Below are 11,633 nucleotides of genomic sequence, written 5' to 3' on the forward strand. Positions count from 1 at the left end.
CCCCCTAGAAACCGTCGAAAAAGTCCTGATCCAACTTCTTCACAATTACAGTCTTATCGACTTGGATCCCCACCCCGTATTCAAACATGAGTGACGCCAAACGCTGACCATCGATCAGAATCAAGGTGTAATGTGCCGTCTCCCGCGCCACTGCACGGGCCGCCGGCGTGAACGTGGAGGTCGTAATAAAGATGCCTTTGGTGGCGCGGAACTGACCCAAAGCGCCGCTAAATGCCTGCACTTCGGGCCCGCCGACATTGTTCCCCTCGGAATACCGCTTGGCCTGCAGATACACACGGTCAAACCCCAAGGCATCCTGCCACACAATCCCATCAATCCCTTTGTCACCGGAGCGTTGCGTGGGCTTGAGATTGTCTTCGCGATCGGTCCCGTAACCCAAGGCCTTTACAACATGGGGAATGAGTCGCTCGAAGCCATCCGGAGAAAGCTGCATGAGGCTACCGTAGATCTCGTCAATGACGACCCGATTGAGCTGCGCGGCCGACTGCTCGAGTGCCTCCGAGGGATCTGCAGCCGCTGTAGTTGTTTGGCCAGGTTCTGTCGCCCCGATGGTCAAGCTTGACCCCGTTTTGGGCTGCTTGGAAGACCCCTGATATTCAACATACGAGTCATACTCCATCAAGGTCTGGTAGGTAATCTCCCCAGACTCAGAAGCACGACGGCGGCCCTCGTCACTGATCTTGTACTGACCGCGGGCCTCACGAAGCAGCAGGCCGGCCTTGAACGAATCGAAAATCGCCCAGTTGATGCGGTTCGCCCACCGGGCTTCACCGGATGACATGGTCTCGGCCCTGTCCTCTTCCGAAAGTTCGGTCCTTTCGGCAACCAAATTACGAATCTCAACATTTCGCCGGATCTGACCGTCCACCATGAGCCGGAGTACCGGATCAACGAAACCATGCCACTGCGGTAAAACCATAGTCAAGCAACTCCTTCTCGTACATCAATCTTGCCGGTCACGGCGGCCGAAATAAGGGCCGATCGTCGCTCGCGTAAAAGTTCAACTGCTCGGCGCGCCATCATCGTCAAACTATCCAGGTTTTCTATGGCTCGTGATGTCTGGCTCAAGATCAGGTCGATTTCTACTGGGGGAGGGACTGTCACCCATATTTTTCCGAGGTCACCCATCGACAGATTCGGTTGCGCGGACTGAACTGAAAGGGAGGAAATCAAGCTTTGAACGCGCTGGGTCGATAGGACGTGATGTATCCACTTAGACATAATTGGATCGCGTGGTCTGACAAATGCCACCGCTTGGTTGGTGTTAGACGGAGTCTGAGCACGAAGAAGTACGGCCGATTTACCGGTTGTGGCCCCTGCAATTACTACGAGCAGATCGTTTACCTGAAGTTGGCTCCGTGCAAGTAGCCGATTGGTATCGGTGGAAATGAAATTCGCAGGTGTATCCCATACTTGATTGTTTTGGATGTTCTCTGCCTTGAGGAACTTGACGCCCTGATCAGTGAATTCCGCGCCGATTGTTGTCGGTGTCGTCCCTTTGGAAATCACCGAGGCTAGGCGGTTGATCGTCATAACGGTCCAGTGGGTCGGAACGCTGCCAAGCCACGGAACACCGGAGGGTTTGGTGGGCGCGTTGGGGTCGAGTCCTTTGGTGACGGCTTGGGTGGTGACAGCCTGGCGCTTCTCAGCCAGGAGCTCGATGAGACGTTCCTGCTTGCCGATCAAGTCGTCGATTTGTGCGGTTTCACGATCCAAATACGTAGAAACTGACTGCTGAACGGCTAATGGCGGCAACGGAAGGTCGAAGTTCCCGACTTGGGCGGCATTTAGATTATTTTGGGTGTTGCTGCGATACAGGGCAGGGAGCCAGTCTTTGACCGATTGAAGCACGTAGTAAATGAATCGTGTTTCCGCTTTTGGCCCGGCAACAATCCCAAGCAATGCTTGATTCCAGGCTGCGCTTATGCCAAGGGGAGTCACCTCTCCGACACTGGCGTACATTGCAAAGAGCAGAGTCCCCGGCCCGCCAATCGGCAGTGATTTATTAACTAGTGCAGCATCCGTCAAAGATTTTGAAGTCGAATGGATGATCTGGCGTCCGCTCATATCTCCAATTGCGACCCAAGGAGTTCCCGAACCGTCCGTCAACCAATAGTCGTCATCCAACGTGTCCGGAGTCCCGCCAGGCAGGCACGTCGCGATGTGCTTTAGCTTCGTTGTAGACCAATTTGAGGGGAGGGCGGGAAACCATTCGACACCGGAGTCAACGTATTCCGGGTAAGGCTTAACGTTAGTCACTTCTCAACCTCGGCAAGAAGAGCGGTGATTTCTGCGATGAGGGTGTTGAGGTCTGCGTCGATCGTATCCAATGAACGTGGGGCTACGTACTTGTAGAAGTGCCGTGTGAAGGGGATTTCGTATCCGATTTTGGTTTTGGTGTCATCGATCCAGGCGTCGGGGACGTGGGGGAGCACTTCACGGGCAAAGTAGTCCTGAATGTCCTCGTTGAGCGGCACGTTTTCGGTGTCGCGTAAGTCGGTATCGGCCTCGGGTGTTTTGCCCTTCATGCAGACGTCGGCAGTGTCGTCGCGCTCCGACAACCCTGCCAGCACCGCCTTGAGAATGGGTGGCGCCAGGATGATCTTCTCAGCGATGAGTGCAGCCTTGAGGATTTTGGTGAACTGGTCGCGGTTCTTGTAGACCACGTCCCTTTTCTCGCTCACTGTTGCGGCGCGGAGGCACGTTTCAAGCCGAACCCGAGTGCCGGCGTCGAGCTTTCCCAATGCCTTGGCCGTAAAAACAGCCTCGACGCGTTCGGGGGTGAAGGCGAAGCTGAGTTTGAGTGGGCGTTCGACGGTGATGGTGCGGTAGCCGAAGTCCGTGGTGTTGAAGATTTTGGTGGTGTCGCCGTCGTCGGAAAAGCTGCCGTAGAGACTGACAATGCTGGAAATGTCCTTGGGGCCCAGTTCCTTGCGTTTGGAGCCGAGGCTCTTGCGCATTTTCTGGAAGAAGTCCACGCCGTTGATGAGCTGGACCTTGCCAACCCTATCGGGCTGCTTCTGCCGTTTGTTGTTGGAGAGTACCCAAATGTAGGTGGCGATGCCGGTGTTGTAGAACATGTCCGTGGGCAAAGCGATGATGGCCTCGACGAAGTCGTTCTCCAGCAAGTACTTGCGAATTTCTGATTCGCCGGAGCCTGCGCCGCCGGTGAACAGGGGTGAGCCGTTCAGGACGATGCCGATGCGGGAGCCGCCCTCGTGGGCCGGGCGCATCTTCTTGATCAGATGGAGAAGGAACAGCAAAGAGCCGTCGCTGACGCGGGGCAGGCCGGGACCGAAGCGGCCGTCGAAGCCATGGAGTTCGTGTTCCTTTAGGATCTGCGGCTGGATCTTCTTCCATTCAACACCGAAGGGTGGGTTGGAGAGCATGAAGTCGAACTGCTTGCCGGCGGCCTGGTCGTTGGCGAGGGTGTCGCCGACATAGATATTGGTGATGTCCTGGCCCTTGATGAGCAAGTCGGATTTACAGATGGCGTAGGACTCGTCGTTGATTTCCTGGCCGTAGGCGACGAGTGTGGCGCTGGGGTTGTACTCGCGCAGGTGTTCCTGCGCAACGGTGAGCATGCCGCCGGTGCCGGCGGTAGGGTCGTAGATGCTGCGGACGATGCCGTCTTTGGTCAACACGTCGTCTTCGGTGTCGATGAGGAGGCGGACCATGAGCTGGATGACCTCGCGCGGGGTGAAGTGCTCACCGGCGGTTTCGTTGGAAGACTCGGCGAAGCGGCGGATGAGCTCCTCAAACATGAGGCCCATTTCAATATTGGTGATGGTGTCCGGGTGCAGATCTATCCCGGCGAAGTCCTTGACCACGTGGTAGAGCAGGTCCGCGTTGTCCAGCTTCTCCAGGGTCTTTTCAAACTCGAAGCGCTCGAAGATGTCGCGCGTGTTTTCGGAGAAGGCCTGGACGTAGCTGAGCACGTTGTTCTTGATGTTCGCCGGGTCATCAAGGAGCTTTTCAAAGTTGAACTTTGAGGTGTTGAAGAAGGTGTGTCCGGAGGCCTTTTCCAAGAATGTGTCCAAGGGGATGTCCAGATGCTGTTTCTTAGCCTGCTCTTCCAGCACTGCCTGTTTCGTGTCCTCCAGGACGCAATCCAGCCGGCGGAGGATGGTGAAGGGAAGGATGATGGAGCCGTACTGCGCCGGTTTGTAAGTGCCCCGCAGAATATTCGCGATGCTCCATACCAAGTTGGCGTTGTTGTTGCCTGCCACTACTCCCCATTCCCGCCCGTGTTCATGGGGCCAAATTCTTGAAACTGTCCCTTGCATCTTATGTTGAGGGGCCGACACGGAGAACTTGGACACGATCCGTCTGCGCTGCATGAGTGTCGGATGACGTGGGTAGGATCGCTGCATGACTGAGCAACTGACTGTGGGCGGCAGGAAAATCCCCCTTGATGACGCCAAGGCGTTTGCCCGGAAGTACCTTTCAGGGGAGGGGATCTGGGCCTACCCTGCCTACGATGCCTACCCCGGACACCCAGGAACGGACGTGGGTCACGCGGATTTGCTGGCCGTTGCCTTGCTCAACGCACATCAGAGACCGCTCGACAGCTACTACGGGCTCGAATCGCTGATTCCTCTGATCAATGAGAGGTTGTCTGACCCTGCCCTGCAGGGATCCTTGGCCGAGGCCAACGCCGCAACCCTGGATGCGATTGCGCGGCTGTTCGGGGTTCTGGACGAGAAGCGACCGAAATATGTCAGCCTGACAAAACTGTCGAAAGTGCTGCACAGGAAACGGCCGGAGCTCATACCGCTCTATGACAAGAACATCTCGCGGTGCTACGCGGACGAGGGGCTGGATCCGAGGGACCGTAGCCGCAGCTGGCACGACTACTCCCGGCTATTGTTGGCGGCGATGAAACGTGACCTAGCTGACCAGATTGACCATTGGCTGGAAATCGCCGATCTGGCTACGCAAGTGAAGATCACTCCACTTCGGGCTATGGACATTGTTGGGTGGCATCTGGGTAGATAGCTTGCATGGCTCAGACAGTCCTCCGGGATTGGGCGTCTGCGCGGACTTGACCGCTCCCTGCATCGCGGTTTCGGGTTGGCTTGCGGGAGGCCGCTCAATCGAGTCGAAGCGTTCGCCAAGGGCAACGATTCTCCCGCTTGGCCGCAAAAGGGGGAGCTCAACCTGCTGAAAAGGGGGAGTGATTTCTGAAGAAAATTTTGCTGAATTGGGGGAGTAAAGGGGGAGTTGGGCCGTTTTTGGCCTTAAATGGCTCTGACCTGCGGGACATAACCGCAGGTCAGAGGCCCTTTCTGGTGCCCCGGGCGGGAATTGAACCCACGACCAAGAGATTAGAAGGCTCCTGCTCTATCCGCTGAGCTACCGAGGCGTTGACCCAATCATGGGCCGCATCTAAATTATCAGGTTTATTCATGTTTCTCTTCCTCCACAGGCCCACTAGGGCTTGATTTGGTTCACATTTGGGCTTCTTCCACTGGTTGATGAACCGGGAAAGGCGTTGGCTGGAACTCAAGCAAACACTGCCGCAGCTGCGGCCCATCGAAAGGTAGGGCAATGGGAAATCACATCAGTCTCCGGGGATTTGTCAGTTCTGAGATCGTCATGAACACCACGGACAGTGGCTTGGTCATCGGAAAGTTCCGCATGGGTTCCAACATGCGCAGACTCGATCCCATCACTAACAAGTGGGTGGACGGTCCCACCAACTGGTTTCGGGTCAATGTTTTCAAGGCCCTTGCCTCCAACACCATGGTCAGCATCCACAAAGGGGACCGGATCTTGATTGTGGGCAAGCTGAAGGTGACCTCCTACCTCCGTAAGGACGGAAGTCACGCAACCGGCGTTGAGATCGATGCAGACAGCATTGGTCCTGACCTCCAGTTTGGAACGGCAAACTACCGCCGCAAGACCAGCGCGCGCCTTGCCGGCCCCGGAGACGGCGAGATTGGTCATGATCCCGGTGGTTGGGGCGGGCCTCAAGACGTCGAGGAAGGAGAGATCCCCGATGATGAGCCAACTAATGCAGATCAGCCACACGAAGGGACCGAAGGCGGGGGCGATGTTGATGGCAGCGAGGGCGATGAGGACCTAGATGCGGCCGCAGCAGCGTATGACCCCGCAAAGGCTGAAGGGATCCAGCCGCATGAGCACGCTGATCATGAGACGGGGGAGATCCTGGCAGAGGCAGCCCCCTTCTGAGGTGTTGGCCAAGCTCTTGGTTCGCCGTGGTGGAGCTCAATTACCGGGTACGCATGGCACAATGGCGGGGTGACTTTGGAAAAGATGACATCTCGCCACCAGCCCACTCCGCGCAAGCTCAGTCTCAGGGCTGTTGGAGTATCTGTTCTGTTAGTGGCTTCCATGGCATTGAGCGGTTGCTCGCTGCTACCAGGCGAGGCGCCAGCTACCGATGCTGCACCGGCCGCTACTTCGAAAGCCCCGGTCAAGGATGGTGCCAATACCCCCGAATCAAAGGCCCCCGAAGAGAAGCAGGCTGAAAAGGTTTCGGCTGCTGAAGAGATGTCCGGGAAACTGAAAGCCACACTCACCACACTGGCCTCCACCACCAAGGCACCCAACAGGGAGCAAATGATGGCAGCCATGCTTGAAGCTGGCGCCGTCAAGGAAAAGGTGGAGGTGTCCATTGACATCACACCTACTGGACTTGCCGTGGATGCCATTGAATCTGCCACGCTGGTTGGAAAAGAATGCGTCATCGGTCAGGTACGTGGCGGAAACGTTGCCGTGACCACCCTTCCGGTCTTGGCATCAGGGCGCTGCTTCGTCGGAGACGTTCACTAGGCGCCAGCGCCCCTGACCGGCCACAGTCTGCCGTGTTGCTCACTTACACCGTCGCGAATGTGAGATATATGCCTGCACCCACTAACCTTGAGGGTATGGCGGAATTTATTTATACAATGTCCAATGCCCGCAAGGCTGTTGGAGAAAAACTCATTCTTGACAACGTAAGTATGTCTTTCTACCCCGGCGCCAAAATTGGCGTTGTGGGTCCTAACGGTGCCGGTAAGTCCACCATTTTGAAGATCATGGCTGGCTTGGACACTCCCTCCAACGGTGAGGCTCGTTTGAGCCCCGGCTACACTGTGGGCATTTTGCTCCAGGAGCCGCCGCTGAACGAGGAAAAAACCGTTCTGGGCAACGTCCAGGAAGGCGTGGGGGAGATCTACGCAAAGATCACCCGCTACAACGAGATCTCCGAGGAAATGGCTAGCCCCGACGCTGACTTCGACACCCTTCTCGAAGAGATGGGCAAGTTGCAGGAAGCTATTGACACTGCCGATGCTTGGGATATTGACTCTCAGCTGGAGCAGGCAATGGACGCACTGCAGTGTCCCCCGGGAGATTCCGATGTCACGCTTCTCTCCGGTGGTGAACGCCGCCGTGTTGCCTTGTGCAAACTCCTTCTGCAGAAGCCTGACCTGTTGCTCCTGGATGAGCCCACTAACCACTTGGACGCTGAGTCCGTAAACTGGTTGGAACAGCATCTCAAGAGCTACGCCGGCGCCGTCCTGGCCGTCACCCACGATAGGTACTTCCTTGACCATGTTGCCGAGTGGATTGCAGAAGTAGACCGCGGTCACCTGTACCCCTACGAAGGTAACTACTCCACTTACCTAGAGAAGAAGCGCGCCCGTCTGGAAGTTCAGGGCAAGAAGGACGCCAAGCAGGCCAAGCGCCTCACCGAGGAACTCGAATGGGTTCGCTCCAATGCCAAAGGGCGCCAGACCAAGTCCAAGGCCCGTTTGGCCCGCTACGAGGAAATGGCTGCCGAGGCTGACCGCACGCGCAAGCTTGACTTCGAAGAGATTCAGATTCCCCCAGGCCCGCGCCTTGGTGGGATCGTGCTCGAGGCCGACAAGCTGAAGAAGGGCTATGGGGACCGTGTCCTGATCGACGGACTCTCCTTCACCCTGCCCCGCAACGGCATTGTTGGCGTCATTGGGCCCAACGGTGTTGGTAAGTCAACCCTCTTCAAGACCATTGTTGGTCTTGAAGAGCTCGACGGCGGCCAGCTCAAGGTAGGTGACTCGGTCAAGATCTCCTACGCCGACCAGAGCCGCGGTGGCATTGATCCCGATAAGACCCTCTGGCAGGTTGTCTCCGACGGACTCGACTTCATCCAGGTGGGCCAGGTTGAAATGCCTTCCCGTGCCTATGTGGCAGCCTTTGGTTTCAAGGGTCCGGACCAGCAAAAGAAGGCAGGTGTGCTCTCCGGTGGTGAGCGCAACCGTCTGAACCTGGCTTTGACCCTTAAGCAGGGTGGAAACTTGTTGCTCTTGGATGAGCCCACTAACGATCTTGACGTGGAAACTCTCAGTAGCCTCGAGAACGCTTTGCTGGAATTCCCCGGCTGCGCCGTTGTGGTCTCTCACGATCGCTGGTTCCTTGACCGCATCGCCACCCACATCCTCGCCTACGAAGGCACCGATGAGAACCCGGCCAACTGGCACTGGTTTGAAGGTAACTTTGACGCCTACGAGGAAAACAAGGTTGAGCGCCTTGGTGCAGACGCAGCACGTCCGCACCGCGTGACTCACCGCCGCCTCACCCGCGACTAGTCCCCACGCCCTCCCAATAATCAACCGCTGGCGCGTTTGATTGTTGGGTCCTTCGGGTACGTGGGCCCATAAAGTGGCCGGTTCCTTTTGAGGGACCGGTCACTTTTATGCCCGTAACACGCGTTTTCCTCCCTTCATGGACTTATGCTGGGGCCATGTCAGAGACTAAGAGCAAACCTCCAGTCCATCGTTGGGTCTTTTGGCCAGCAGCCTCCATAGTTTTGGTCTTTGCAGCGTTCGCCATGATTGCGCCGCAAACTGCCGAGGCGCTCTTTTCCAGTATTCAAGGCGCCATTGTGGGCTACTTCAACTGGTATTACGTGCTGCTGGCCACCGCTTTGGTGATTTTCAGCCTGTGGGTGGGGTTCAGCAAATTTGGCGATATCAAGCTGGGCAAAGATGACGACGAGCCGGAATTCTCGCTGGGCTCATGGTTTTCGTTGCTGTTCGCCGCCGGTATGGGCATTGGCCTAGTGTTCTACGGCGTCAGCGAACCACTCAGTCACTTTGCATCTCCTAAGCCTGGCACCACCGGCAACCCCGGTGAACTTGCCCAGCATGCCCTCTCCCAAACTTTCCTGCACTGGGGTGTCCACGCCTGGTCAATCTACGTGGTGATTGGCTTGGCACTGGCCTACGCCATCCATCGTCGCGGCCGTCCTGTTTCCATCCGGTGGACGCTGGAACCCTTGCTAGGGAAGAAAAGGGTGAGCGGTGGCCTGGGAAACCTGATTGACGTGGTGGCCCTGGTTGGCACCATTTTCGGTGTTGCCACATCACTGGGACTAGGTGTTTTGCAGATCAGTGCCGGTCTGGAACACGCGGGGCTGATCACTTCCTCAATGTTCATAGATCTGGTCATCATTGTGGTGGTCACCTGCCTGGTGTTGCTCTCTGTGCTCTCTGGAGTGGGCAAGGGCATGAAATGGCTCTCCAACACCAACCTGATACTGGCCGGTATTTTTGTACTTTTCTTGCTGGTGGTGGGTCCTACCCAGTTCCTGCTGCGTAACTTTGTGCAGTCAACCGGCAACTATCTGCAGAGTTTTGTGGGTATGGCTTTCAACGTCAGTGCCTTCTCCGGTGCGGAGGGCGAAGTCTGGCAGTCAACGTGGACCACCTTTTACTGGGGCTGGTGGATCTCTTGGGCACCCTTTGTGGGTATCTTCATTGCCCGGATTTCCAAGGGCCGCACCGTGCGCCAATTTGTGGCAGGGGTAATCCTGGTCCCCACCGTGGTCACCTTACTTTGGTTCAGCGTGCTCGGTGGTACCGCACTGTATTCCGAGCTTAACGGCCCCGGCGGGCTGGTGGGTCCGGATGGAACAGTGGATTCCGCCGGAGCACTCTTTGCCACACTCGCTCAGATTCCCGCAGGCGGGGTGCTGACCATCGGGGCGATCATCATGATCGTCATCTTCTTTGTCACCTCCGCTGATTCAGGTGCGTTGGTCATGGGAATGATCGCCAGTGGGGGAGATGTGGAACCCCGAAACTGGATCCGTATCTTCTTCGCCCTCGCCACATCATTGTTGGCCAGCGCGCTGTTGCTATCCGGCGGGTTGGAGGCCCTGAAAACAGCAGCCATCATCATCGCACTGCCGTTTAGCCTGGTGCTGATCTTGATCTGTTTTTCCACGTACCAGGCTTTTGCCCGTGAGACCCGTGCGTATGAGAAGGCCAAACGCCAGGCTTTTGTTGGCCACATTGGGGAATTTTACGGGTTGGAGGTGGATGGCCCGCAGGAAATCTCTCCGTTGGCTACCCTGAAGCTCCTCACGGCCAGATTGCGGGGGCAAGTCCCGCCAGCACGGCGCGCACGCATTGATCCATTCGGCCACGCCCGCCCCGGATCAGGATTCCTTGAAGGCGCGAACGCGGGTCCCGAATCCGGCGGCACTACGGAGGCCGCCACCTCCGCCCCGGTTGAGGCGCCCACCGACAAACCGGAACCGTAGCCGGCACGCGTCACGCCCCAGCCTTAGCCCGCAGGCTTAGTCCGCAGCAGTACCATCTGGAATACGCATCATGCCCTCTTGCGCCACGGAGGCTACTAGCACGCCGTCGCGGTTGTAGAAGCGGCCCAGGTTCAGACCGCGGGCCTCTGAAGCACTGGGCGATTCGGCAACGTACAGCAGCCAATCATCCACCGCCAAGGGCCGGTGCCACCACATGGCATGGTCAAGGCTGGCCACACTGATGCCGGGGGTTGCCCAGCTGATGCCGTGGCGTCGCAGTGAAGGCTCCAGCAACGTGTAATCACTGGCGTAGGCCAGAGCCGCGCGGTGCAAGTTCTGGTCCTCAGGCATGGGGCCCAAAGTTTTCAGCCACACAGCCGTGTGCGCCACATGCTCACCCTTGACATCAAAATAGATGTCATTCTCTACATGCCGAATGTCAAAGGGGCGTTCGTAAGCCCACGCCCGGGCCACAGGGTGATCGATCCCACCCAGGAGTTGGGCCGACGTGGGAAGTGTCTCTGGCGCAGGAATGCCCTGCGGCATGGGCTCTTGATGCTCAATCCCACTGTCAGGTTTCTGGAATGAGGAAATCATGGAAAGGATGGGTACACCGCCCTGGTAGGCATGGGTGCGTCGCGCTGAGAAGGAACGCCCATCGCGCAGGCGCTGCACGCCAAACGTCAGGGAGGAGGCCGCCTCGCCTGGGCGCAGGAAATAGCCGTGCATGGAGTGCACCAGATGGTCCCCTCCCACGGTGCGCGCAGCTGCCACCAGCGACTGTGCCAGAACCTGGCCACCAAAAAGCCGGGCCCGGGGCGCTTTTGCATCACCGAGCCCTATAAAAATATCCTCGTCAGTTTGAGCACCTCCTGCATCGGAGAGCTCCAAGATGCGTAGGAGGGATTCCATAGGGTCAAAGTCCGTTGGTGTGACATTCATAAACGTGACTCTATGTGTCCAGAGGAGGCTGCGACAAATGGGGAGTCCGGTATGAATCCCGCCCTACGCCTGGCTTTTGCTGTGACGTTGGGGACTTTGATTGGTGGCACCAACGCCGCTTTGACATGATGAAGGC

General features: G+C 57.3%; 9 protein-coding genes and 1 tRNA gene. 5 read left to right on the forward strand and 5 right to left on the reverse strand.

Going from position 1 to position 11,633, the window contains the following annotated elements; genetic code table 11:
* Positions 1-4 precede the first annotated feature (4 nt).
* From CVS29_RS10615 to CVS29_RS10625, 3 genes are read right to left on the reverse strand one after another with little or no spacing between them, the layout of a single operon-like run.
* Entirely contained in the window at positions 5-940 is a 936-nt protein-coding gene (locus CVS29_RS10615; RefSeq protein ID WP_110106306.1) for a restriction endonuclease, read from the reverse strand.
* Between the two features lie 2 nt (positions 941-942).
* A complete protein-coding gene (locus tag CVS29_RS10620) occupies positions 943-2,280 on the reverse strand; it encodes a restriction endonuclease subunit S (RefSeq protein WP_110106307.1) in 1,338 nt (445 codons plus the stop codon).
* Entirely contained in the window at positions 2,277-4,250 is a 1,974-nt protein-coding gene (locus tag CVS29_RS10625) for a type I restriction-modification system subunit M (RefSeq protein WP_110106308.1), read from the reverse strand. Before CVS29_RS10625 ends, CVS29_RS10620 begins: the two co-directional genes overlap by 4 nt.
* A 142-nt stretch (positions 4,251-4,392) precedes the next feature.
* Between CVS29_RS10625 and CVS29_RS10630 the strand changes: the two genes are divergently transcribed.
* Entirely contained in the window at positions 4,393-5,019 is a 627-nt protein-coding gene (locus tag CVS29_RS10630; protein WP_110106309.1) for a DUF6308 family protein, read from the forward strand.
* A 291-nt stretch (positions 5,020-5,310) separates the two neighbouring features.
* Here CVS29_RS10630 and CVS29_RS10635 read toward each other — a convergent pair.
* Positions 5,311-5,386: transfer RNA gene (locus CVS29_RS10635), tRNA-Arg, on the reverse strand.
* A gap of 185 nt (positions 5,387-5,571) precedes the next feature.
* Between CVS29_RS10635 and CVS29_RS10640 the strand changes: the two genes are divergently transcribed.
* From CVS29_RS10640 to CVS29_RS10655, 4 genes are all read left to right on the forward strand, one after another.
* On the forward strand, positions 5,572-6,216 hold the full coding sequence (locus tag CVS29_RS10640; protein ID WP_110106310.1) for a single-stranded DNA-binding protein: 645 nt from the start codon (positions 5,572-5,574) through the stop codon (positions 6,214-6,216).
* A gap of 69 nt (positions 6,217-6,285) precedes the next feature.
* On the forward strand, positions 6,286-6,819 hold the full coding sequence (locus tag CVS29_RS18895; RefSeq protein WP_245932185.1) for a DUF6993 domain-containing protein: 534 nt from the start codon (positions 6,286-6,288) through the stop codon (positions 6,817-6,819).
* 95 nt (positions 6,820-6,914) lie between these two features.
* Positions 6,915-8,597 carry an energy-dependent translational throttle protein EttA gene (ettA, locus tag CVS29_RS10650; protein WP_110106311.1) on the forward strand — a complete coding sequence of 561 codons (1,683 nt, stop codon included), beginning with the start codon at positions 6,915-6,917 and terminating at the stop codon, positions 8,595-8,597.
* Positions 8,598-8,752: 155 nt separating this feature from the next.
* Positions 8,753-10,555, forward strand: coding sequence for a BCCT family transporter (locus tag CVS29_RS10655; protein ID WP_110106312.1), 1,803 nt, complete (start codon positions 8,753-8,755; stop codon positions 10,553-10,555).
* A gap of 36 nt (positions 10,556-10,591) precedes the next feature.
* Here CVS29_RS10655 and CVS29_RS10660 read toward each other — a convergent pair whose 3' ends face one another.
* Positions 10,592-11,497: an acyl-CoA thioesterase gene (locus tag CVS29_RS10660; RefSeq protein ID WP_110106313.1), complete on the reverse strand. Its 906-nt coding sequence runs from the start codon at positions 11,495-11,497 to the stop codon at positions 10,592-10,594.
* Between the last annotated feature and the right edge of the window lie 136 nt (positions 11,498-11,633).

It is taken from the genome of Arthrobacter psychrochitiniphilus, assembly GCF_003185915.1.
In the GTDB taxonomy this organism is placed as follows: Bacteria; Actinomycetota; Actinomycetes; order Actinomycetales; family Micrococcaceae; genus Specibacter; species Specibacter psychrochitiniphilus.

Bases quoted from the DNA above. Each gene is read 5' to 3' on its own strand.
- ettA (WP_110106311.1), top strand. From the start codon at position 6,915: ATGGCGGAATTTATTTATACAATGTCCAATGCCCGCAAGGCTGTTGGA.
- CVS29_RS10640 (WP_110106310.1), top strand. From the start codon at position 5,572: ATGGGAAATCACATCAGTCTCCGGGGATTTGTCAGTTCTGAGATCGTC.
- CVS29_RS10655 (WP_110106312.1), top strand. From the start codon at position 8,753: ATGTCAGAGACTAAGAGCAAACCTCCAGTCCATCGTTGGGTCTTTTGG.
- CVS29_RS10615 (WP_110106306.1), bottom strand. From the start codon at position 940: ATGGTTTTACCGCAGTGGCATGGTTTCGTTGATCCGGTACTCCGGCTC.
- CVS29_RS10630 (WP_110106309.1), top strand. From the start codon at position 4,393: ATGACTGAGCAACTGACTGTGGGCGGCAGGAAAATCCCCCTTGATGAC.
- CVS29_RS10660 (WP_110106313.1), bottom strand. From the start codon at position 11,497: ATGAATGTCACACCAACGGACTTTGACCCTATGGAATCCCTCCTACGC.